Origin of the sequence: Allocoleopsis sp., from assembly GCF_036703385.1 — a bacterium.
In the GTDB taxonomy this organism is placed as follows: Bacteria; Cyanobacteriota; Cyanobacteriia; order Cyanobacteriales; family Coleofasciculaceae; genus Allocoleopsis.
This window is the reverse complement of record NZ_DATNPA010000565.1, coordinates 1-22,858: the sequence shown is the minus strand read 5'-3', so window position 1 is coordinate 22,858 and position 22,858 is coordinate 1. Positions and strand designations below refer to the sequence as shown.

Sequence of the window (22,858 nt, the reverse complement as noted above, 5' to 3'; positions counted from 1 at the left end):
GAGCAGTCCTTTAGCGCAACAGCTATTTTTGACACTCGCTTACAACCAATCCGCTAGTTCATTAGTCAGTCAGCAACCTCACGCCGATTTGAAAGCTTGGGTTGAGTTAACAGTTCTTCTCCAATGTGTGCAACGAGGCTTGGTGTCCTGGTTTGAAAAACAACCTTATAGCTCAAAATGGGGAACGGCTTCATCTATTTCCACGTATCTGACGTTCGCGATTATCTGGTGCCAATTATCCAATGGTTGCGATGGTGCTTCCAGCCTCAATGGCAGTGTGCGTCAACAAGTAAACAAAGCCTGTTTTCAGATGATGTTACAAATTCTACGCACCTTTGCTCAACGAGCCTACTTTCCCCTCTACGGCGGAGTTTTTGCCTCATTTTCAGGGGAGTATCTACAAGATACCCTCAACTACCTCGATGAGCCCCTCAAGCAAGTAGAAGGAACTCAAGAAAAGGCTCGCATTCTAACTCTATTAGGCTATTCTCAGCGTGTCTTAGGGCACTACGAACGGGCCAATTCATTTCATCAAGAAGCCTTAGAGATTGCCCGCCAAGCCGGTGACCAACCCTGTGAAATTGCCAATCTCAACCATAAAAGCCGAATCTGCGTTGCCCAAAAAAATTATACTGAAGCGATTAACTACAGCCAACGCGCATTAATTCTATCCCGCAGCGTCGGCGATCGCTTAGGAGAAGCGAATGCCCTGGCGAATCTTGGCTATAGTGAGGTGCTACAAGCACAGCAACGGGAAGAGATGGAACCGACGGTATATGAAACGGCGATCGAGTATCTAAAACAAGGTTTCCAGTTGTCGGAAAAATTGGATGCGTCCCTGTGGGATAGCTTCGCTTCACGTCAGAGTCAAGCCCTCGCCTGCAACAGTCTTGGCCTTGCTCACATTGCTTTGCAACAACCCCAAGTAGCGATTGAATACCTAGAAAAGGGAATTGAAGCTGCTAGGTTTTCAGGAGATTTATACCTTCAAGGTCTGAACTTTACATACCTAGCTGAAGCGTATTATAGCTTGCAAAACTTGGACAAAGCTCTCTATATTGCTTGCGTAAGTATGTATTTCTTGGAACGAATTGCTTGCAAGGAGTGGCGTCAATCTGCAGGCTTACTGACAATTTTGCAGGGTCAATTAGGAGCCGAAGCTTTCCAGAATTTATTAGGACAGCACCGAGATGAAATCGTTAAAAATATCGGCGTTGATGGATATGACTACCTTCCCCAACTGCTGGAGCAATACAAGTGTTCGACTTAGTATCAGTGAGCAGTGAGCAGTGAACAGTGAGCAGTGAACAGTGAGCAGAACGAAAATTTGCTCATACCTGGATGAGTATGCGGCGGCAACACTGTACCCAGTTGCCAGCGTACAGATTTAACGGCTAAAACGACCACCTACCAACAATCAACCTTCTGCCTTTTGCCCTCTGCCTTTTGCCATATCTCCTGTGCTTCACCAAATTTTCCACCAGAGTTTTCTAAATTTTTCATGAAGTAGCCGTTTTAAGTGGCGGTTTGATTGGGCTTGCTCAGACAATGGAGCCGTAGGTGACACTGAAGAAAACCGTGGAAGATAAAGGCGAGGTAGACATGATCGGTCAGCTCCTAGCCAAACGTTACCAAATCCTGCGAGTCTTAGGAGCTGGTGCATTCGGTCAAACCTATGTAGCGCAAGACACGCACATCCCTGGCAACCCGACTTGTGTTGTCAAACACCTCAAACCCGCTAGTAACTCCCCGAAACTTCTAGAAACAGCACGAGAGCTGTTCCAAAGGGAAGCGGAAACCCTGGTGAAACTGGGTAAGCACGAGCAGATTCCCCAGTTAATGGCTTACTTTGAAGAAGACCAAGAGTTTTACTTGGTACAAGAATTCATTGAAGGACATACTCTGACGAAAGAACTACTACCGGGTCAACAGTTGCCAGAATCTCAGGTGAAGCAACTGCTGGTAGAAGTGTTGGAGATTTTGGAATTTGTACACAGCCAAGGGGTAATTCATCGGGACATCAAGCCAGACAACATTATGCGTCGCCACAAAGACGATAAGTTAGTCCTGATTGACTTTGGCGCGATTAAGCAAGTGCAGACTCCCTCGCTGAGCATGGTAGGACAAGAACAGTCCGTGGCGACCAGCACCCGCATCGGCACTCCTGGCTATGCACCGACCGAGCAAGAGCGAGGTAAGCCGCGTCCGAGTAGTGATATCTACGCCTTGGGCATCGTAGCCATTCAAGCCCTGACTGGCTTGTATCCGCATCAAATTCTGGAGGATGACGAAACAGGAGAGCTGATTTGGCAACACCTGGCACAGGTGAGTCCAAGATTAGCTGCGATTTTAACCAAGATGGTGCGCTACCACTTCAAAGACCGCTACCAATCCGCCGCAGAAGCCCTGCAAGCCTTACAGCAACTGCAACATCCTTCATCGCCCCTCGACAAGACTGTTGTAGATAGGGTTACCCATTATGAGCATGAACCATTTCCAGATGCTCAAGCGGCAAGGCAAAACACAACCTCCAATTCTTCTAGAAACCGAAGACTACAGCAAGTTAGTACACCAACAACTCGTTTTTCTTCGAGTTCTGATAGCGCTTTGCCTCTACTCATTAAAGTCGGCGTTGCAATGCTGCTGAGTGTAGCGGGAGGTTATGCGTACCTGCACTGGCAGTCTAGTAACCCAGTCCCAACAGAAATATCTACAGCTAAATCAGGTTCAACGGCTAGCTCGAACTCAACGGATATCTCCACCGATGAATCGGGTAAAGCAGGTACAGCAATCACTAAATCGGATAGAACAGCCAGAGCCACCACTAAATCGAGTGGGACGGGCACCTCAACCCCTAACTCAGATTCCACCGCTTCGTTTTCGGAGTATGAACCCATCCTTCTGGCAAACGCAACAGAAAAAGCGAGTAGCGGAGATTTGAAAGGAGCGATCGCTTTAGCTTCACAAATTTCCCCTAGCAGTTCTGTATACCAGCAAGCTCAAAACGCGATCGCTCAGTGGCAAAGACAACAACAGCAGAAGCTAGCCCAGCAGTCTGAACGGCAGGCAAGGAGGCGGCTTGCTCATACTACAGAGGTTCCTAAAAGAAGAAGGGACACAGAGACTGAAACGGCAAGCAACCAACCAGAAGAAGCGATCGCAAAAAGCCCTCCCAATACTACTCCTCCTATAGAGGATAAAACTCCTATAGAGGATAAAAGTGCGATCGCCCAGTTGCCAAAAGAGGCTACGACAAAACAGGAACCCGTGGCAGTGAAATCATCCTACACCTGCTCTTGTCAGCCCGACGATCTAAAGGCTCAGAAGGCTGTTACGGATAAGGAGTCAGGCCGCGATTTGACGGGGTCGAGTTGTTCGGCAAACGAAGACCCTGAAGCTAAAGTCATTGGAGTCTGGAAGTGCAACAAAAAGTAGCAAGTAGTTTTTCCGAATCAATAATTTTTTATTTTTTCGTTGTAGTTATAGAGGCACAAATTGCGAGATAAAAATCGCGCCTTCTCAGTCCCCATTCCCCCATCTCTATTGATAGTTAGAGGTTTTTAAAATTTTAATAAAGTAGCCATTGCAAGTGGAACTTTCGTCTGATTTGCCCACACAATGTATCCATAGGTGAAACACGAGACAACTGTGGAATACAAAGGCATAGTAGACATGATCGGTCAGCTCTTAGCCAGACGTTACCAAATCCTGCGAGTCTTAGGAGCTGGTGCATTCGGTCAAACCTATGTAGCGCAAGACACGCACATCCCCGGCAATCCGACTTGTGTGGTCAAACATCTCAAACCTGCTAGTAACTCCCCTAACCTTCTCGAAACAGCACGACAACTGTTCCAAAGAGAAGCGGAAACTCTGGTGAAACTGAGCAATCATGAGCAGATTCCCCAGTTATTGGCTTACTTTGAAGAAGACCAAGAGTTTTACTTGGTGCAAGAATTCATTGAAGGACATACTCTGACTCAAGAACTGCTACCGGGTCAACAGTTGCCAGAAAATCAGGTGAGGCAACTACTGGTAGAAATCTTGGAGATTTTGGAATTTGTACACAATCAAGGGGTGATTCATCGGGACATCAAGCCAGACAACATTATGCGTCGTGACTTAGACCATAAGTTAGTCCTGATTGACTTCGGCGCGATTAAGCAAGTGCAGGTTCAACCACTGGTAGGACAAGAACAGTCCGTGGCTACCAGTATCCGCATCGGCACTCCTGGCTATACTCCAACCGAGCAGGATTGGGGCAAGCCACGTCCGAGTAGTGACATTTACGCCTTGGGCAGAGTAGCAATTCAAGCGTTGACGGGCGTATATCCCTACCAACTCGAAGAGGATGACGAGACAGGAGAGCTGATTTGGCAACACCTGGCACCGGTGAGTCCAGGCGTCGCGGCAATTTTAACCAAGATGGTGCGCTACCACTTCAGAGACCGCTACCAATCCGCCGCAGAAGTCCTCCAATCCCTACAGCAATTGCCAAATCTATCCCATACAACTACCCTTCAAGCGACTGTTAAAGAATACATACCCACTCAAAAACCGACGCAGCAGGCGCTGACATTACTTCAACCCGTTGTATCTACCGCACAACCAACAACCATCCAAACGACAAGACAAAGCACAATCTCAAGTTCTTCTAAAAACCAAACACTACGACCTGTAAGAGTACGAAAAAACCCTTCTTTTACTTCTAATCACAGACTGCCTCTACTGATGAAATTAGGCGTAGCTGCGCTAGTGATTGTAGGAGGAGGTTACGCTTACCTGCAAGGGCACTCTAGTAACTTAGGCTCAACGAATACATCAACCGCTAAGTTGGATTCAACCGTTTACTCGAAGCCAACAAACATATCAACCGCTAAATCTGATTCAACGGTTCACTCGAACTCAACAGACATATCAACCGCTAAATCTGATTCAACGGCTCACTTAGTTAGAAAAGGTACATTAATTACTAACTCGGATTCAACAGCTAACTTAGTTACAAGCGTCACATTAATAACTGAGCCTGATTTAACGCCTAGTTCGGATAGAAAAGACCTATTAATTACTAACTTGGATGTAACGCCTGGCTCAGATAAAAAAGATGCCTTAAAAGTGAGCTTGGATTCAACAGCTAAATCAGGTAGAACAGGGAAATCATCTTTGAAATCAGATTCAACCGAACCCCTTATCGATAATGGGCTAAGGCAACTTAAAAACGCCAGACAAAAAGCTCGTGAGGGGGATTTTCAAAAAGCGATCGCTCTAGCTGAACAAATTTCCTTCAAAAGTTCTGTATACCAACAAGCTTTGAATGAGATTGCTCAGTGGCAAGGACAGCAACGGCAGCAGCTAATCAAACAGCAGGCTGAACATCAGGCACGGACACTGCTCTCTAAAGCCACTGATATCGCTCAAACCAGAGGGGACACAGACATGGAAACGGCGATCAGGACAGCAGAAGAAGCGATCGCACAAGTTCCGCCAGATAGTCCTGTGTCTAGGGAGGCTCACAGCGCGATCGCAAAGTGGCAAGAAAAAGCTAGAGCAAAACAGGAACAAGAGGCTGTGGCCTCAGCCTCATCCTACACATGCTCTTGTCAGCCAAACGAGCCAGATGCTCAGAATGCTATTACCTATACGCAGTCTAGAAGTGATTTGACAGGGTCGAGTTGTGCCATAGACCAAGCTCCTGACGCTAAAGTCGTTAGAGTCTGGCAGTGCAATCAAAAGTAATACTGAGATTCCATGATTAATTCCGGGAAATTACGGAGAAAGGTTAAAACTGTACCCGACACCAGCGAGAACCCTTATATCCTGCGATCGCCTACGCCTTATGCACCTGCTACGCAAACAGCAGCAAAGCTGATCCCTTTCCGAGTTCAGCAACTACCCTGGAAATAAGTCCGTAGTTTTGTGTCGATAAAATTGCCATGCAACCTTTGCGTTTCCTGATGCCCATGTTGCTCCTAACTACAGCCGCTGCTTGTAGCTCTCCGGGCACCTCAAATCAAGAAACTGCCACGCCTAAAGTAGAACAATCGACCCAAACAGCCGAGCAACCGGCTGCTACCACCCAAACCCAACAGAAGCAAGCGGCTGCGGTAGCCACGAAAAACGCTGTGCGTACCTCAACGCTCACGCCTCAACCCATTAAAATCACACTTAATAGTTTACCCAAAGCCTTCGCTACCAACAGCGCCTCCAAGTCACCCAACGTCATCCCGGTACCGCAAAACCCAACACTGAAGGTTCCCTCAGGCTTTCAGGTGAATGTCTATGCTGATAATTTGGACGCTCCGCGCTGGCTCACCTTAACTCCCAGTGGTGATGTCTTGGTGACAGAAACAAGGGCAAACCGCATTCGCCTTTTGCGGGATACTAACGGTGATGGCGTTGCCGATGTCCGCAAAGCTTTTGCAACGGCAGAAAATGCTGTCAATATCCCCTTTGGTATGACCTTTGCAGGCGACTCGTTCTTCCTCGCTAACACGGGTGCTGTCCTGCGATTTCCTTACACCAAAGGTCAACAGCAGCTAATTGGCAAAGGGCAGAAAATTGCTGACCTGACCCCTGGTGGCTACAACCAGCACTGGACACGTAATGTACTTGCCTCACCGGATGGTACAAAACTCTATGTCACCATTGGCTCCAAATCCAACGTCGATGAAGAACCCCTGCCTCGCGCCTCGGTGCAGATGATGAACCTTGACGGTTCCAACCAACAAACCTTCGCCTACGGTTTGCGTAACCCCGTCGGACTTGACTTTCACCCCACCACTGGCGAACTCTACACCAGCGTCAACGAACGAGACGGCATTGGGGATGACCTCGTACCAGATTACTTCACACGCATCCGCCAAGGCGAATTTTACGGTTGGCCTTACGCCTACCTGGCACCAAATCTCATCGAACCTCGTCAGATAGTCAACGGAAAGAGCAAACGTCCTGACCTAGTGGCTAAAACGCAGACTCCCGATGTCCTGTTCCAGGCTCACTCGGCGGCATTAGGGTTGCAATTTTACGATGGACAAACCTTTCCTGAAAAATATCGCAATGGTGCATTTGTTGCCTTTCGTGGCTCCTGGAACCGCAACCAAGGAACTGGTTACAAAGTGGTCTTTGTCCCCTTCGACGCCCAAGGACGACCTCGAAGTTACTATGAAGACTTTCTCACTGGTTTTCTGGTGAATCCTTCTGAGCCAACCACTTGGGGACGCCCGGTTGGGCTACTGGTCTTGCCAGATGGTAGTTTGTTAGTGACGGAAGAAGCCAATAACCGGATTTATCGTATCCAATATCGGGGTTGATTAGTTGTTAGTTCAACATAAGAAGAAGATGCCTACACGATTATTCAATAAACCACTCTCTTCTATCATTCCCACTTTTGTCGGGGGGGCTAGGAAGGTCAAGGCTTTGGATATCTTCGGTTTATTGGTGTCTACCTGCTTAATCAGCCAAGGATTAGTAACTGTTGCGAATGCCGCTAATCCTCAACACCTAGAACAATTACGAACAACAAATTCCTGTCCTAAGTGTGATCTAAGAGATGCTCAGCTAGCCCAGGCCAATCTGCAAAAGGCAGATTTGAGCAGTGCTAATCTGGAGGGTGCCAACCTGGAAGGTGCTGACCTGAGCAACGCTAAGCTGAACCGTGTCCAGTTGACTGGGGCTAAACTCTCTGGAGCTGTGCTTGTAGGTGCAAACTTGAGAGAAGCACAACTGGGCGCGAGGAAGCAGGACAAGAAAACACTAGTAACCAATCTCCAAAATGCTAACCTTCAGGGCGCTGACATGGTCGGTGCGAACCTCACAGGTGTTCAGTTGAAGGGTGCCAATTTAAGGGAAACCAAGCTAAGTTATGCACAGCTTTCCAGTACCAACTTGGAAAAAGCTGACCTCACTCGCAGCCAACTAGGGGCTGCTAATTTAAGCGGGGCAAATTTAAAAGAGGCGCAACTCCAGATTGCCACCCTCAGTGGCGCTAATCTTGCAGGCGCTCAAATGAGTGGAGCAAGTTTGCAGACGATTAGCGCTGATAGTGTTAACTTGAGTGGGGCTGACTTGCGTCAGGCGAATTTAAGTGAAGCTAACTTAGATCATGCCAAGCTCAAAGGAACAAAGCTTCAGGATGCGGTTTTGAGTGCGGCTACCCTGCGAAGTTCTGATCTGAGTGGAAGTAACCTGCGGGGAGCCAAGTTAAAGGGCGCAGATTTGGGTCGTGCGAATCTGAGTGGGGCGAACTTGGAGGGTGCTGACTTAACGAATGCTAAACTCGCCAGTGCTAACCTCACGGCGGCTCAACTTACAGGTGCTAAACTCCCTTCCTCCTACCTGTTCAGTGCTAACCTCAGCAAAGCGAATTTGAATGGCGTTGATCTGCACCAAGCTTTACTCCGTTCCGCTGACTTAACGAATGCGACATTGGTCGGTGCGACCCTGGAAAAGGCCAATCTGATCAGTACCCAGTTAACTAAAGCCAACTTAACTTATAGCAATTTGACTCAGTGCGACTTGAGAGGAGCCAACTTAACCGATGCTAACCTCACTAATGCTAACCTCAGTCAAGCTGACTTGGAACTCGCCACCCTAGCGAATGCCAATCTAACTGGTGCGAATCTTAGTAATGCCAAGATTCAAGATGCGATCGGCCTCAAGTAGTTAAGTCGCTCTCACTGATAGAGCAACTCTTTCGTATACAGCTTAAGGAGAAGTGAAGTCTTGCAAGTTTCTAAGCTCGGTGCATTCAACTTGCATCAAGTCAGGGCTCAAGCCCTGACTACAAATGAGTTGCCTGGGAAAAATAGATGACGATTGAGTTAGTTCTTGGCAACTAAACCGAGGATGTGCTAATAATGCAATGGCTTGTGTTGAGAGAGTATTGTTTATCTAGAGTATGAGAATTTTAGGATTGATTTAATTTCCTTCTTTTTAACCCTGTATGAAGAGTGTTTGAATCCATCTTGGCTCTACACAGCCCTCTAATTTTCTATGATACAACTGAATGAAAGCACAATTGTCGATAATCATAGGATGGGTAGTAACCACCAGAGTTGGGAAAGTATCTCCAGACTTGGGTGGGTGTTTCCCACCCTATATCTCAGTTGTATCCCATAGAGAGGGACAATTTGATGGTAATGAATGAGCCTGATCTCCAAATCACAACCAATCCGGCGGAGGCTATTAAACAGTCTCAATCGACTCTTTCGCTCGGGTCGCGCATGAAAGAAAGCTTAGTAAACATATTAGTGGGATTAGTGCCAGCCCGCTCAGTCGGTGTTAAGTTGCGGAGCTTTTTGTACGGAACTGTTCTCGCACGCATTGGTCACTCTGTATACATTGAAAATGGTGCTGAATTATCCGGGCTTTCTAATATTGAAATTGGCAATAATGTTTGTCTTCCCCGTAACGTTTGTCTAGAGGCAAAAGGTCCTAACAATAGAATTATTCTTGGCTCTGGGGTTACCCTCGGTAGGGGCGTTAGGCTTGTAGGTCTTGAAAATTCTAAGATTGAAGTTGGGGATCGTACATTCATGAACTCTGATGTCTGGATTAATGGTCCGGGTAACATCAAAATTGGTCAGGACTGTTTGATTGGGCCGCGTGTGGGCATCATTGCTGTTAATCACATCTTTGGGGACGCGACACGGTCAATCAATATCCAAGGGCACACAGCAAAGGGAATTGTGATTGAGGATGATTGCTGGCTGGCTTTTGGGGTGGTCGTTGTAGATGGAGTCACCGTTGGTAAGGGCAGTGTGATTGGAGCTGGTGCCGTTGTCACCAAAGATATTCCCCCTTACTCGATCGCAGTTGGTGTACCTGCTAAGGTAGTCGGTCAACGACAGGGCTAGCTGTAGTGGCTTGCTCTGTTTACTCCCTTCCCACTTTAAGATTAGCGATTCTATCAATGAAGAGAATTTAAAGAATCTTTTAGCGCGAAGGGAGTCAATCAATCAACTATAAATAAATTTAGGAGCTTTCGGGGTCAGACAGTTCTTCGTTGCTCTGAGTTACGTTGGGTTATCCTCGCAACTCATGCCATCAATATTGAGACTCAGAAAAACCGCGATCGCAAGTCCATCGACAGTAACAGGAACTTGCGATCGCGAAACCTCGAACAGAGGCCAATTTTGGAATCGTCTAGTCCTTGACCCCTTCGAGATGCGTACTACTTGCCAATAACGCCACAGTTAACTATGCTGTGGGTGAAAATCTCTGGCTAAAATTTGGGCACACATCTGCTACTGCACGTTCGCCTCCTGAGCTTCATACACTCCTTACAAACCAAAACCAGGGAAAGTGCCGGATTGCGCAATCCACAACGAGAAGAAGGGAGTAGAGTTTGGCCGTTAATAGCGACAAGGGAAAATCTGTGAGACTATAGCCAAGCGTCTTCCTCTATCATCTTGACGCCAGCTGACCCCTCGCACGAGCTGTCCCATTGTGCGTGTCCCGGTCATTTTCCCATGCTCACCCATCGCATCTCCATTCTATGCAACTGCGAAATTCCTTGCGTCGGACAAAAATTGTTGCCACGATTGGCCCCGCCTCCAATCAACCTGATGTGCTTAAGGCGATGATTAAAGCTGGTGCCACCACACTGCGACTCAACTTTTCTCATGGCACTCATGAAGATCACCAGCGCAGTATTCGTTTGATTCGCCAAACCGCCTTTGAACTGAATCAGCCCGTCGGGATTTTACAAGATTTACAAGGCCCCAAAATTCGGCTAGGGCGGTTTGAGAACGGTTCGATTGTCCTCAACAAAGGCGATCGCTTTACCTTAACCAGCCTTCCTGTCCCAGGTTGCCAGGAAATCAGTTCGGTTACCTACGAACCCCTCGCCGACGAAGTCCCATGCGGGGCAAACATTCTCCTAGACGATGGCAGGGTCGAGATGCGAGTCGAAGAAGTAGACCGAAAAAACCGTGCCCTGCACTGTCGCGTTGTCGTCGGCGGCCCCCTCTCCAATAACAAAGGCGTCAACTTCCCTGGCGTATACCTCTCAATTAAGGCAATGACCGATAAAGACCGACAAGATTTAATGTTCGGTCTCGATCAAGGGGTAGATTGGGTTGCTCTCAGCTTTGTGCGGAACCCCCAAGACGTGCTGGAGATTAAAGAACTGATTGCCAGTGCAGGTAAGCAAACACCCGTCATTGTCAAGATTGAAAAGCACGAAGCTATTGAGCAAATGGAGGCCATTCTCTCCCTCTCGGATGGCGTCATGGTGGCCAGAGGCGACTTGGGCGTTGAACTGCCAGCAGAGGATGTGCCTATTTTGCAAAAGCGGCTGATTGCCACCGCTAATCGGCTGGGAATTCCGGTAATTACTGCCACCCAGATGTTGGATAGCATGGTGAACTCGCCTCGACCTACCCGTGCTGAGATTTCCGATGTCGCTAATGCTATCCTGGATGGCACCGATGCTGTGATGCTCTCCAATGAAGCGGCTGTCGGGAAATACCCCATTGAAGCGGTGGAGACAATGGCGCGGATTGCCGTGCGGATTGAGCAAGAACAAATTGCTAGCAATATCAAAGAAACGAAGCGATCAATTCCCAACGCGATTTCTCAAGCCGTTGGTCAAATTGCTGAGCAGTTGCAGGCGGCAGCGATTATGACCATGACGAAGACTGGGTCAACAGCACGCAACGTCTCCAAGTTCCGACCCTCGACACCGATTTTAGCCGTCACCCCCCATGTGGATGTAGCGCGGCAGCTTCAACTCGTGTGGGGCGTCAGACCCTTATTGGTGCTGGATTTACCCTCAACCGGTCAGACCTTCCAAGCGGCAATCAATGTTGCTCAAGAAAAGAACCTTTTGGCAGAAGGTGATTTAGTGGTGATGACGGCGGGAACACTCCAAGGCGTTCCGGGGTCAACTGATTTGATTAAAGTCGAAGTTGTGACCGCCGTTCTCGGCCAGGGAATTGGTATAGGTCAGGGTTCTGTAAGCGGACTCGCCCGCGTTGCACACAGCGCTATGGACATTGGGAACTTTAACCCAGGAGAAATTCTCGTGGCACCATCAACGAATGCTGATTTTGTCGAAGCCATCCGCAAGGCAGCGGGAATTATTACAGAGGAAGGGAGTTTAACCAGTCATGCGGCGGTGATTGGTATGCGTTTGGGTGTGCCGGTCATTGTGGGCGTTAAAAATGCCACGAAACTCATTCGAGATGGGGCAATTTTGACGATAGATACCCCACGAGGATTAGTTTATTCCGGTGCTATGGGCGCAAGCCCTGCTAGTGGGATGCTGATGGTCTAGGGCTTGGCTTAAACGAAAATCCCCCCAGTTTGAGCCAGTCCTCATCACTATGTAATTGCATGGAATATCCACGAAAAGGGCACGACATTGTCGTGCCCTTTTCTACTAATTAATCCTAATTGATAGAATTATCAAATATAATTCGGCATCTATCCTTAGGTCATAGCTTGATAAGCGGAAGTTCACTCTTCAGGGAGAACTTTTGTTTAGCTTATTATGGGATTCTATTATTGTAAGTCAATTAATGAAGTGTCGATAGCACGCAGATAAGAGGGTTTAAATTATTGAGATATTGACCTTCTTAGAGTGAAAAGAACAGTTTCATACAATCTCTGAACTATCTCAATTCTTTTTTTCTACACAGCCTATTTTAGATAATTAGTCGCTGTGACAGTTGTCAGGGTGGAATAGGAGAAACTCAGGCAAATTCTATTCAAGGCTAGAGTTTTCATTAGAAATATATGGTGCGCTACTGAAGTAAGAAGTCAAAATTTAGTTCTGTCAGAGAACTAAAAATTCAGAAATATAATGACTAAACCAATGACTAAAAGACTTCGCATTCTATACGCTGCCGGACCTGGAGATGTAGTGGGAACATATCAATATTGGGTGACAGGGCAAGATGATCCATCACAGGTTTCAATCACTTATTCCAGTCAGTTCTATGAAGTTTGTCGGGATTTGGAGGCAGAATCTTACGTGATTTCCTCTTCTGAAAAGAGGAAATTTTTTTATGACGGTCAATTCAAGATTCAGCACCGTCCAATTCCTTTTCAATCGTCCTCCGCGTTGTTCTACCACTTGGGTCAAGTGTGGAATGGATTGCGGTTAATTGCCTCTGCCATCCGCTTTCGTGCCAACGTTGCTGTAGTGGTTGATGGCACAACGCACTGGTTTGTCTTGTCGCTACTCTCTTGGTTGGGAGTGCAAGTAATCCCATCAATACACTGCGGATTATGGCGTAAGTATGTTCCGCCTAGTAAAATACAAAGTTTAATTTTAAAACTCAGCCGTCAATTCTTTAATCGCGACTGCGCCGCCGTCTTGACCGTTTCGGACGAAATATCTGATCAGGTAGCGCAATTGGTGGGAAATAAGCCTCGACGGGTTCGGAGATTTAGTCCCATCTACCGCCGAGAAGAGTTTGCAGAAATAGCTCCACCTTCCGAGAGACATTCACCCTTTCGGGTGCTGTATGTAGGTCGAATCGAGCAAGAGAAGGGGGTTTTCGATCTTCTAGAAATGGCTAAGCATTTTGCGACGTTGGGCAGAAATGACATTACGTTCGATCTTTGCGGAAACGGATCGATGCTGGAATCCTTACGTCATGCTGCAAAGCTTGCAGGAGTGGATGCTCGTTTTGTATGCCACGGTCACTGCAATAAACAAAAAATGCGTCGGATGTTTAACCGCTCTCACGCTGTCATTGTGCCGACCAGAACGGGGTTTGCAGAAGGATTTAACAAGGTTGTAGCTGAAGGCATCTTGTCCTGTCGTCCTGTGGTTACCTCAGCAGTTTGCCCAGCACTACCCTATGTCCGAGATGCTGTGGTGGAAGTTCCTCCCGATGACATCATGGGGTACTCCAACGCTCTGCTCAAGTTGTGTGACGATCGCCAATTCTACGAACAAAAGCGCCAAAGTTGCCTGGGGTTGCAAGAGCAATTTTATGACCACTCCAAGGGGTGGGGCGGGACGCTTAAATCTATACTCGTGTCCCTTCAAGAAAGCCGAGAGTTAGAGAAAGACCTGAAGGTAGAGCGATCCCTTGGCTAACAAAGCCTGAGAGTGATTTAGGTAAGCAGGAGCCACAATCTGTGCCATTACTGTGCACAAGATTACACAACCCATCTCAGTTAGTGAGACATTGCGCTCTGAGCGATGGGTAGCTCGATCGCAAACTCTGTTCAAACACCAGGGATTGAATAACACATCAACTGCCTCCGATGTCTATCCACTACAATCTGGTAGCTAATCCATCGCCCCAAACCTGTGCCACTCCCCACAGGTTTTGTTGTAAAAAATGGGTCAAATATCTTTGTTTCTCGATTGCCTCATCCAAAGCATCAATTGCATTACTGATGACATTTATAAAACTGAGATTGGTGTGCAAAAACTCTGTGCCCCTCTGCGTGACCCTTTGCCACCTCTGCGTTAAAAAATCTAATATTCCAATGCCAACGGATGCAATATAACTGAGATATTTTACGATTGCCCGGTTGATGCACCACCAACAGAGATCGCCTAAGAATCGATATCAATTTCAACCCACTTCGTTCTTGACGATAAACCTGATTTTATTCGGATTTGTGACTTAGATACATCAAACTTATTGGCTAGCAGTTCAATTAACTCTTTATTAGCTTTACCATCCACCGGGGAAGACTTCAAATGTACTGTAAGGCTCCCATCTGAGGATTCTTCTATTGCTTTTTTTTTGGAATTAGGTTTAACTTTAATTTGTTTTTGCATTGAGTTCAGATTTTCCCTTGTCGTGCTGGAAATTAAAATGAAAGCGGACTGCGAGCCTTCTAGGTTAATTATGATAGTCCTGTACCAGAGGACTTGAGCTATGAGCCAGGATTTAAAAGCCTGGTGGGTCAAGAGGTAAGCGCAAGCGCTGACTTAAAAGTAAATAGACCTAAACCCCTTCTCAACCAATTATTCAACCTAAGCATAGAAATAGGGGATAGGGAAAGACAATTTTGCTCTCTTAGTTGCGAACTTTAAGCGCATACTCTCTAACTGGTATGCGTCCCGCGAGAGAGAATAGTACACGACATCGTTGTCGTAGTAGTACGCATCCTTCTCGTATTTCATTCCTATTTTTTCCATCACCCGACGGGAAGCGATGTTTTCTGGTTTGGCGATCGCAACAATCCTGTTCAGCTGTGCCACCTCAAACCCATACTTTAGGGCAGCTGAGGCAGCTTCTGTGGCTAAACCTCTGCCCCAGTAGGACTTAAACAGCAAATAACCGATTTGAATTTCGGTTGTATTGGCGAGGAATTTAAATCCACAATGACCAATGAGTTTTTGATTATGCTTGTAAACGATAGCCCACACTCCGAAATTATGCTTTCTCCAATGTTCCGTGAAGGAGTAGATAAGCGCCCTAGTCTGTTCCCAGGGTAAGGGCTTTTCATTCGACATATATTTAAATGAATCGGGATGAGAGTAGATGCGATACAGCTCTTTTGCATCATTGGGTGTGAACTGTCTAAGTTGCAGATGGGGTGTTTCTATTTCATTCGCCACGAACTGCCGAAATTGCAGTCGTAATGCTTCTGTCTCACGCATGATGACGGCGTAATCTCCTAAGCTAGATTATTAAAGCTTGTGCTTTTTTTTGTACTTTTCGGTTCTTTTGTTACAGAAATTACGACTTAGGTTTTAGATGACTCACTCCTCACCGATCTCGCAGGCGAATCAAAATCAGCGCCCCCGCGAGAACGACTGGCGACTCTTTCTGCGGCTGGTGCCTTATGCCCGTCGCACGGGACGCCTGTTATTTGTTTCCATGATGTTATTGCTGCCGTTGTCGATCGCAAGTGCCGTTCAACCCTTAATCATCGGGCAGGCTATCTCCTTGATTCGTTCTGAAGATGAAACCTGGTCTTTTCTGAAAGAGCGATCGCTATCCGAGGGACTCAGCATTCTTATTGGTCTACTGCTTCTCACCATTGTCATCCGGCTGGTGTTCGTGGCGGTTCAGGGATTCCTCGTGGTGAAGTTAGGGCAACAGATGACCGCTTGGATTCGCGACGATTTGTTTGACCACGTCACCGCCTTGGCTGTGCGTTTTTTTGACCGAACTCCCGTCGGGCGGTTAATTACCCGACTCACCAGCGATGTGGAAGCCTTAGGAGACGTGTTTTCTACGGGTGCGATCGGGATTATCGGGGATGTCCTCTCCATCCTGGTGATTGCCATCACCATGTTCTTTCTCCAATGGCAACTAGCCTTGATGCTCGTATTAATGCTCGTACCCGTCACGGGTTTAATTATTTACTTCCAGCAGGAGTATCGCAAAGCCAACTACAAAGCCAGAGAAGAACTTTCGGCGCTCAACTCCATGCTGCAAGAAAACATCAGTGGTATTAATATTGTGCAGTTGTTCCGCCGGGAACAATTCAATGCCGAGGTGTTTCGTGAGGTGAATAATCGCTACATCAAAGAAGTAGACAAAACCATCTTTCATGATTCAGCGGTTTCAGCAACACTAGAGTGGATTAGCTTTATTGCGATCGCAGGAGTGCTGTGGTTAGGGGGTTGGCTCGTCCTGCGAGAAACTCTAAGTTTTGGTGCATTGTCAGCCTTTATCCTCTACGCGCAACGTCTGTTTGACCCCTTGCGTCGGTTTGCCGAAAAATTCACCATGCTCCAAGCCGGATTCACGGCAGTTGAGCGGATCAGCGATATCATGAATGAGCCCATTGAAATCCGTGACCCCGAAGGATTGCAGGTTCAAAGGCTACCACAAGGGTTGAATGTTGGAAGGTTGAGCGTTGAAAGTTCGGAAGATAACGTTCTCTACCCTTCAAGTTCTGCTTTGCAGTACCCGAACCCCTCTAACCTGCAACCTACTAACTTTCAACCTTTAACCCTTTCTGGGGAAATCCGCTTTGAACACGTCTGGTTTGCCTACAAACAAGACGAATACGTCCTGAAAGACCTGCACTTTACCATTCGTCCCGGTGAAAAAGTTGCCTTAGTTGGACCTACGGGTGCCGGAAAGAGTTCGATTATTCGTCTTCTGTGCCGCCTCTACGAACCCACGAAAGGACGAATTCTGGTTGATGGCATTGATATTCGCGATATATCCCAGGCAGAACTACGGCGTTACATCGGTGTCATCCTTCAGGAGGGATTTCTCTTTGCCGGAGACGTAAAGAGTAACATCACCCTAGGGGAAACTTACTCGATTGAGCAAGTTCAAGCGGCTGCTAGGGTGACCAATGTTGCAAATTTCATTGAACAGCTACCCCAAGGCTACGACACGCAACTGCGAGAACGGGGCACCAATCTTTCTGGTGGTCAAAAGCAATTGTTAGCGTTTGCTCGTGCGGCGATTCGTGACCCGAGTATCCTGGTGCTAGATGAGGCAACGGCAAGTTTGGATGTGGGTACAGAAGCGCTGATTCAACAAGCCTTAGATCGGTTGTTGGAAGAGCGCACCGCGATTATCATTGCACATCGCCTATCAACGATTCGCTATGTAGACCGAATTCTAGTCCTAAAACGAGGAGAGTTGATTGAGTCGGGCAGTCACGAGGAACTGTTGCAGCAGAATGGATTGTACGCAAGTTTATACCAGTTGCAGATGTTGGGCGCTTGAACGTTAAAGGAGCCAGGGGGAGAGAAAGTTTGTGATCAGTGGGTTCACCAGGGCAGCGATCGCCCTTGGTGGTGTCCTCACTAAGCGGAAGTTGTCCCCAGGCGGGGGCAACTTCCGCTTAAGGGGAGGGAGTTAGTTTCCCCCCTTGATAAGGAGGTACTAAGGGGGGTAAATTCGACTTTTGCAAGAGACACCATGAGCGGAAGCTCACAACGAATGGATGAAAATCAGTTCTAGAATCTTATGAGTTCTCGAATATGCTTTGCTGTGAGCCTGTTAACAATCCTGACTTTCCTTGCTGACGAGATGCCTTGTTCAGCTCAAAGGGAAACGTTGAGCTTGCCTTCAGCCGTGCCATCTAGGCTGGGGGAGCGGGAGACTGCCAAACCAATCGTCGTTGCCGAGTTAGTAGAACAACTTCGCACTGCCGATGTTGAAGAGCGTGGGAAAATTATTCAACAACTTAGCGACACCGAACAAAATATTGTGCCAGCTCTGGTTAGAGCGATGGACGACCCCGATCCACTGGTCAAAAGTGGCGTGGCAGAGGTGCTGGGAAATCTCACTGATGCCGCCGTCCCAGCCATTCCTGGATTGATTGAGATGATGAACGATGGGCGAAGAGCGATCGTGCCAGAGTCGCGTCTAGTTTTACCATATTCATCTCCAACCACAACCATCTCTCTCCTTCCCAGCCCCGCAAATGGTCTAGAACGGCGCATCCCACCTACCCCTCCCGAAAACCCGGAAAATCTGCTGCGGATTACAGCGATCATAGCGCTCGGAAAAATTGGTTTACCCGCTAGAACATTAGCCACACCACCCCTAACCCAAGCCTTGCAAGACCCCGATCCTTGGGTGAAGCTACATGCTACATGGGCGCTCTCCGAAATCGGAGCCTCTATACCCCTACTGCCTCACTGGTTAGAAGCCTTACAGCACCCTGACCCTAACCTGCGTCGTAGTGCAGCGGAAGTTTTTCGAGACTCGCGCTCACTCCTGCGTAAGGTCTTGGGAGCGGAAGCTAATGCTAGCACGACGGTCTCATTGCTCAGTGTACTTAAAGATGAGGATTACACGGTTCGTAATGCCGCAAGCGAAGCCTTAGAGTTGCTAGGGACAGGGGCATTACCAGGATTAGTCCAAGCGTTAAAAGCATCAGAGCCCATTGTTCGCTTGGAAGCGGCGAAACTGCTGGGCAATTTAGGAGGGGCGGCTCAATCTGCGGTTCCTGACTTGGTTGCACTACTGGAGGATACAGGGCGTTATGTGCCACCCACCTCGAATCGATACGGCTTGAGTATACCCTCTTTGCCACGGTTGCGCCCTTTGCCATCGTTCTTTCCAGGGACAGACCAATATCCCCCAGATCCTGATAACCCTGACCAACTGGTGCGAGTCAATGCCGCTATTGCCCTGGGCAAGCTTGGTGATCGCAGCGCCATTCCTGCCTTGACTACTGCCCTCAAAGAGAATAATCCTTGGATGCAGCTTGCAACTGGGTGGGCATTACTCAGGTTGGGACAGACTCAAGGCTTGCCTGTTGTCGGGCGATTGGTGCAGTACCCCAATTCATCAATTCAGCGGGAGGCACTGTCACAGTTGGAGGGTTATGGTTCACAGTCCATGCCTTATATCTTGCCCTACTACAAAGCGCGATTAGAGTCTACCGATGATAACGAGCGCAATGGCGCAATTATTGGGATTGGGAAGTTTGGGGCAGCCGCGTTGGATCTGGTACCCAAACTCCGGGCAATGCTTGTAAGCAACAAGAAAGACTCGCCAGGGTATGCAGCGACAATTCTGGGGCAAATTGCGCGGGATACGGCTGTCGCTTGGCAGAATGGCAGTCTTTCCGCTAACCAACGCCAACAAGCGATCGCTGAATTCACCAAAGTTCTGAATATCATGCAGGCTCCCAAGGCTCGATTTAACCGTGAACCAATTGAGCGCGTCCGCAATGCGCTCACTACGCTCCGAGGTGTTACGCCGTAGTTGGTGTTTCTCTTCTTGCTCCCAGCAGTCCCCCGACTCAGCATGAGGCGGGGAGCGCCCCTCAACCCCCGTGAACTTATACACTTGCGTCAACGTTACGCAAACGCTCACGCACTCATCAGGCTTCGACACTAAGAACAGAAGTCAATCGAGTAATGGTGAGCTGAAAATGAAAAAAACTGAAGAGCAAGAATTGAATTCACAGATTTTGCGACTTTATGCCGAACTAAAAACGTACAAAAAAGCAATAGCCAACCCTTCATCCAGGGTAGATACAAAAATTCTGGCGGATACTATCTCTTTACTTGAGGCAGAAATTAGCTCCTTAGAGGCTGAATTAGAAGCCCATCGACTGATTCTCTGGTTATTTGACTCCCTGCCACAGTCCCTTCTGTTTGCTTGAACAGGCGATCTGCTGCAAGCCGTGAAAATTGAAAAACTAGGAATATTTACTTAAAAATATGCTTTTGTTCCGTTGCAATTAACGCGAAGGATTCAAGCCTGGATAGGTCAAGATTTGTAAAGTGAGGGAGCCATGAATTTCCAGAGTATCTTTAAAAATATATTGAGAAATGACCCAATTGTGAGTGAGGGGATTATCCTTAAATTTTAAAGAAATATTTCGAGGGATCACATGGATAAATTCGGCAAGTATCGCATGATCTGCACCTTGAGCTTTGGCGACATTTATGGACAAATCATCATTTGGTTAATTGTGATTTTCCTCAGCCTTGCTTCTGCGCTAGCACTGTGGAGTGCTGATCGCCAAATATACGCTTTAGCCACTGTTGGGTTAATCTTGGTATTGTCTTTGCCCTTCTTGCTGTTTGCCTTCGTGACGACTCTGCTCAACCATATTGAGTTTCTACCGATGTCGGAAGGCCAAACGACTGAGACCGTTCGTGGCAACACACCGAACCAGAGACCTCTTGAAGCAACGCGTTAAAAAATCGTTATTATCATCAGTCAGTAGTAACCGATAAAAAATCAAACGTTCCCCGCCTTTGGGTGGGGAGTTTTTTGGTGTACAAGCTTTAATTGCTCAAAAAATTTTGCTAAGTAACGTTGACTAAAAATACAGATGCTAGAACACGATGTCATTATTGTGGGGGGCGGATTAGCTGGATGTCGCGCCGCTTTAGAGATTAAACGGACTGACCCGAATTTGGATGTCGCCCTCGTTGCCAAAACCCATCCCATTCGTTCTCACTCCGTCGCCGCACAGGGAGGCATGGCTGCCACGCTGAAAAATGTGGATGCTGAAGATACTTGGGAAGCCCATGCCTTTGATACTGTTAAGGGTTCTGATTACCTAGCCGACCAAGATGCTGTAGAAATTCTCACCCGCGAGGCTCCAGAGGTTGTGATTGACCTGGAACACATGGGGGTTCTGTTTTCTCGCTTGCCCGATGGTCGGATTGCTCAGCGGGCGTTTGGCGGACATTCCAACCGACGCACCTGCTATGCGGCAGATAAAACCGGTCACGCCATTCTCCACGAATTGGTCAACAACCTGAAGCGTAATGGGGTGCGGCTCTACGATGAGTGGTACGTGATGCAGCTGATTGTGGAGGAGGGGCAAGCCAAAGGAGTGGTGATGTTCCACATCCGGGACAGTCAGCTGCAAGTGGTACGAGCAAAGGCGGTGATGTTTGCCACAGGGGGTTATGGGCGCGTCTATAATACAACGTCCAATGATTATGCTTCTACCGGTGATGGTCTTGCCATGTCTGCCTTCGCGGGTGTGCCGCTAGAGGATATGGAATTTGTGCAGTTTCACCCTACGGGGATGTATCCGGTCGGTGTCTTGCTGTCTGAAGCAGTACGCGGTGAGGGAGCGTATTTGATTAATGCCAATGGCGATCGCTTTATGGCAACCTACGCCCCCAGCCGGATGGAACTCGCTCCTCGCGATATTACGTCCAGAGCGATCGTCCGGGAAATTCGGGCAGGACGGGGGATTCATCCCGATGGCAGTGCAGGCGGCCCCTTTATCTACCTTGACCTGCGCCACATGGGCAGAGAGAAGATTATGAGCCGGATTCCCTTCTGTTGGGAGGAAGCTCACCGCTTGTTAGGGATTGATGCTGTCCATGAGCCAATCCCCGTGCGACCGACGGTTCACTATTCAATGGGTGGGATACCGGTGAACACCGATGGACAAGTGCGTAGCGGCCCCGATGGACTGATTGAGGGCTTCTTTGCCGCTGGAGAAGCGGCTTGTGTTTCTGTGCATGGGGCGAACCGACTGGGAAGTAATTCGCTGTTGGAGTGTATCGTTTATGGCAGGAGAACGGGGGCTGCGATCGCACGTTACATCAAAGACCGCAAATTACCAGACCTCCGCGAGCAATCCTACCTCAGTTCCACCCAAGAACAAATCAACACCCTGATGAACCAATCGGGAACCATCCGGATTGGGAAATTGCGTCAAGACTTTCAAGACTGCATGACTCAACATTGCGGTGTTTTTCGCACCGAAGAGTTAATGCAAGAGGGATTAAATCAGCTCAAACAGCTGCAACAGCAGTATCAGAAAATTTACTTGGACGACAAAGGTACCACTTGGAATACAGAACTGATTGAAGCCTTGGAACTTCGGAGTTTAATGGTAGTTGGAGAAATTATCCTAACCTCTGCCCTCAACCGGAAAGAAAGTCGGGGTGCTCACTGTCGCGAGGATTATACCGAGCGTGATGATACCAATTTCCTCAAACATACAATGGCATTTTATTCCCCCGCTGGCATTGATTTAAACTATTTACCCGTAAAAATTACGATGTTTGAGCCGAAAGAGCGGAAGTATTAAACACGAGGGGGAGAGGACAAAAATATTATCTTTCTCTCAAACTCTCCTCTTCCTTTCTCTGTGTTCTCTGTGCCTCTGTGGTTCGTTAAAAACAGACTTGGCAATTACTTAATTCCCCCTTCTTTACTAAGGGCGAAGAGCTGGCGATTTTGGCGCAACCAGAGTAAAGCCTTCTGCCGTACCGAGAGAAACACTATCCATTAACTGCAAAGCCGCTAACGCTGCTCGATCCAATAACAAGTAAGGTTTCGTAGACCACAACTGTTGCAAAGTAGTAGCATCAGCAGGAATAACTTGGCGATCGCTATAAAAATTCAAACTCGGACGCCCATAAGCAAACGACATATAAACTACCGCATCAGGCGGAGTATGTGATTGAATTAAAGCCGCCACTGGCTTGACTGGAAACGCTTCATTCAATTCCCATAACCAAGATTTAGAA

17 protein-coding genes and 1 pseudogene are annotated in these 22,858 nt (G+C 47.8%); 15 read left to right on the top strand and 3 right to left on the bottom strand.

The features are described from left to right. The 10 genes from V6C93_RS27635 to V6C93_RS27590 form a co-directional block, all read left to right on the top strand. The coding region (locus tag V6C93_RS27635) for a tetratricopeptide repeat protein (RefSeq protein WP_333479882.1) at window positions 1-1,270 on the top strand (1,270 nt) is incomplete at its 5' end. A 290-nt stretch (window positions 1,271-1,560) separates the two neighbouring features. Further along, on the top strand, window positions 1,561-3,435 hold the full coding sequence (locus V6C93_RS27630; protein WP_333479881.1) for a serine/threonine-protein kinase: 1,875 nt from the start codon (window positions 1,561-1,563) through the stop codon (window positions 3,433-3,435). Window positions 3,436-3,630: 195 nt separating this feature from the next. After that, window positions 3,631-5,733: a serine/threonine-protein kinase gene (locus V6C93_RS27625; RefSeq protein ID WP_333479880.1), complete on the top strand. Its 2,103-nt coding sequence runs from the start codon at window positions 3,631-3,633 to the stop codon at window positions 5,731-5,733. A gap of 12 nt (window positions 5,734-5,745) precedes the next feature. Further along, entirely contained in the window at window positions 5,746-5,901 is a 156-nt protein-coding gene (locus V6C93_RS27620; RefSeq protein ID WP_333479879.1) for a hypothetical protein, read from the top strand. A gap of 29 nt (window positions 5,902-5,930) precedes the next feature. Next, a complete protein-coding gene (locus V6C93_RS27615) occupies window positions 5,931-7,307 on the top strand; it encodes a PQQ-dependent sugar dehydrogenase (protein ID WP_333479878.1) in 1,377 nt (458 codons plus the stop codon). Window positions 7,308-7,335: 28 nt separating this feature from the next. Beyond that, window positions 7,336-8,658 carry a pentapeptide repeat-containing protein gene (locus tag V6C93_RS27610; RefSeq protein ID WP_333479877.1) on the top strand — a complete coding sequence of 441 codons (1,323 nt, stop codon included), beginning with the start codon at window positions 7,336-7,338 and terminating at the stop codon, window positions 8,656-8,658. Between the two features lie 476 nt (window positions 8,659-9,134). Beyond that, complete coding sequence (locus V6C93_RS27605; protein ID WP_333479876.1) at window positions 9,135-9,851, top strand: acyltransferase; 717 nt, start codon at window positions 9,135-9,137, stop codon at window positions 9,849-9,851. Window positions 9,852-10,035: 184 nt separating this feature from the next. Then, window positions 10,036-10,182, top strand: coding sequence for a hypothetical protein (locus tag V6C93_RS27600; RefSeq protein WP_333479875.1), 147 nt, complete (start codon window positions 10,036-10,038; stop codon window positions 10,180-10,182). A 310-nt stretch (window positions 10,183-10,492) separates the two neighbouring features. Continuing rightward, window positions 10,493-12,274 carry a pyruvate kinase gene (pyk, locus tag V6C93_RS27595; protein WP_333479874.1) on the top strand — a complete coding sequence of 594 codons (1,782 nt, stop codon included), beginning with the start codon at window positions 10,493-10,495 and terminating at the stop codon, window positions 12,272-12,274. A gap of 540 nt (window positions 12,275-12,814) precedes the next feature. Then, window positions 12,815-14,050 carry a glycosyltransferase family 4 protein gene (locus tag V6C93_RS27590; protein ID WP_333479873.1) on the top strand — a complete coding sequence of 412 codons (1,236 nt, stop codon included), beginning with the start codon at window positions 12,815-12,817 and terminating at the stop codon, window positions 14,048-14,050. A 468-nt stretch (window positions 14,051-14,518) separates the two neighbouring features. On the opposite strand, the gene V6C93_RS27585 is transcribed toward V6C93_RS27590, so the two are convergent. Together V6C93_RS27585 and V6C93_RS27580 are read right to left on the bottom strand one after the other, a co-directional pair. Beyond that, the gene (locus V6C93_RS27585) at window positions 14,519-14,746 is read right to left on the bottom strand and encodes a DUF167 domain-containing protein (protein WP_333479872.1); all 228 of its coding nucleotides are present in this window, start codon (window positions 14,744-14,746) and stop codon (window positions 14,519-14,521) included. A 198-nt stretch (window positions 14,747-14,944) separates the two neighbouring features. After that, window positions 14,945-15,574 carry a GNAT family N-acetyltransferase gene (locus V6C93_RS27580; RefSeq protein ID WP_333479871.1) on the bottom strand — a complete coding sequence of 210 codons (630 nt, stop codon included), beginning with the start codon at window positions 15,572-15,574 and terminating at the stop codon, window positions 14,945-14,947. Window positions 15,575-15,671: 97 nt separating this feature from the next. Here V6C93_RS27580 and V6C93_RS27575 point away from each other — a divergent pair, with 97 nt between their 5' ends. The 5 genes from V6C93_RS27575 to V6C93_RS27555 all read left to right on the top strand — a co-directional run bounded on the left by V6C93_RS27575 (window position 15,672) and on the right by V6C93_RS27555 (window position 22,416). Then, a complete protein-coding gene (locus V6C93_RS27575; protein WP_333479870.1) occupies window positions 15,672-17,612 on the top strand; it encodes an ABC transporter ATP-binding protein in 1,941 nt (646 codons plus the stop codon). A gap of 243 nt (window positions 17,613-17,855) precedes the next feature. Next, window positions 17,856-19,607 carry a HEAT repeat domain-containing protein gene (locus V6C93_RS27570; RefSeq protein ID WP_333479869.1) on the top strand — a complete coding sequence of 584 codons (1,752 nt, stop codon included), beginning with the start codon at window positions 17,856-17,858 and terminating at the stop codon, window positions 19,605-19,607. Between the two features lie 169 nt (window positions 19,608-19,776). Continuing rightward, window positions 19,777-20,010 carry a hypothetical protein gene (locus V6C93_RS27565; protein WP_333479868.1) on the top strand — a complete coding sequence of 78 codons (234 nt, stop codon included), beginning with the start codon at window positions 19,777-19,779 and terminating at the stop codon, window positions 20,008-20,010. Between the two features lie 231 nt (window positions 20,011-20,241). Beyond that, complete coding sequence (locus tag V6C93_RS27560) at window positions 20,242-20,553, top strand: hypothetical protein (RefSeq protein ID WP_333479867.1); 312 nt, start codon at window positions 20,242-20,244, stop codon at window positions 20,551-20,553. 135 nt (window positions 20,554-20,688) lie between these two features. Further along, window positions 20,689-22,416, top strand: coding sequence for a succinate dehydrogenase/fumarate reductase flavoprotein subunit (locus tag V6C93_RS27555; protein WP_333479866.1), 1,728 nt, complete (start codon window positions 20,689-20,691; stop codon window positions 22,414-22,416). 126 nt (window positions 22,417-22,542) lie between these two features. Here the strand turns inward: V6C93_RS27555 and V6C93_RS27550 are convergent. Beyond that, a pseudogene (locus V6C93_RS27550) lies at window positions 22,543-22,858 on the bottom strand (phospholipid carrier-dependent glycosyltransferase); the annotation flags it as partial.

What these genes read in the sequence shown, in the direction of transcription:
- V6C93_RS27620 (WP_333479879.1), top strand. Translation starts at nt 5,746, where the DNA reads ATGATTAATTCCGGGAAATTACGGAGAAAGGTTAAAACTGTACCCGAC.
- V6C93_RS27585 (WP_333479872.1), bottom strand. Translation starts at nt 14,746, where the DNA reads ATGCAAAAACAAATTAAAGTTAAACCTAATTCCAAAAAAAAAGCAATA.
- V6C93_RS27610 (WP_333479877.1), top strand. Translation starts at nt 7,336, where the DNA reads ATGCCTACACGATTATTCAATAAACCACTCTCTTCTATCATTCCCACT.
- V6C93_RS27600 (WP_333479875.1), top strand. Translation starts at nt 10,036, where the DNA reads ATGCCATCAATATTGAGACTCAGAAAAACCGCGATCGCAAGTCCATCG.
- V6C93_RS27555 (WP_333479866.1), top strand. Translation starts at nt 20,689, where the DNA reads ATGCTAGAACACGATGTCATTATTGTGGGGGGCGGATTAGCTGGATGT.
- V6C93_RS27605 (WP_333479876.1), top strand. Translation starts at nt 9,135, where the DNA reads ATGAATGAGCCTGATCTCCAAATCACAACCAATCCGGCGGAGGCTATT.
- V6C93_RS27590 (WP_333479873.1), top strand. Translation starts at nt 12,815, where the DNA reads ATGACTAAAAGACTTCGCATTCTATACGCTGCCGGACCTGGAGATGTA.
- pyk (WP_333479874.1), top strand. Translation starts at nt 10,493, where the DNA reads ATGCAACTGCGAAATTCCTTGCGTCGGACAAAAATTGTTGCCACGATT.
- V6C93_RS27580 (WP_333479871.1), bottom strand. Translation starts at nt 15,574, where the DNA reads ATGCGTGAGACAGAAGCATTACGACTGCAATTTCGGCAGTTCGTGGCG.
- V6C93_RS27565 (WP_333479868.1), top strand. Translation starts at nt 19,777, where the DNA reads ATGAAAAAAACTGAAGAGCAAGAATTGAATTCACAGATTTTGCGACTT.
- V6C93_RS27570 (WP_333479869.1), top strand. Translation starts at nt 17,856, where the DNA reads ATGAGTTCTCGAATATGCTTTGCTGTGAGCCTGTTAACAATCCTGACT.
- V6C93_RS27560 (WP_333479867.1), top strand. Translation starts at nt 20,242, where the DNA reads ATGGATAAATTCGGCAAGTATCGCATGATCTGCACCTTGAGCTTTGGC.
- V6C93_RS27615 (WP_333479878.1), top strand. Translation starts at nt 5,931, where the DNA reads ATGCAACCTTTGCGTTTCCTGATGCCCATGTTGCTCCTAACTACAGCC.
- V6C93_RS27575 (WP_333479870.1), top strand. Translation starts at nt 15,672, where the DNA reads ATGACTCACTCCTCACCGATCTCGCAGGCGAATCAAAATCAGCGCCCC.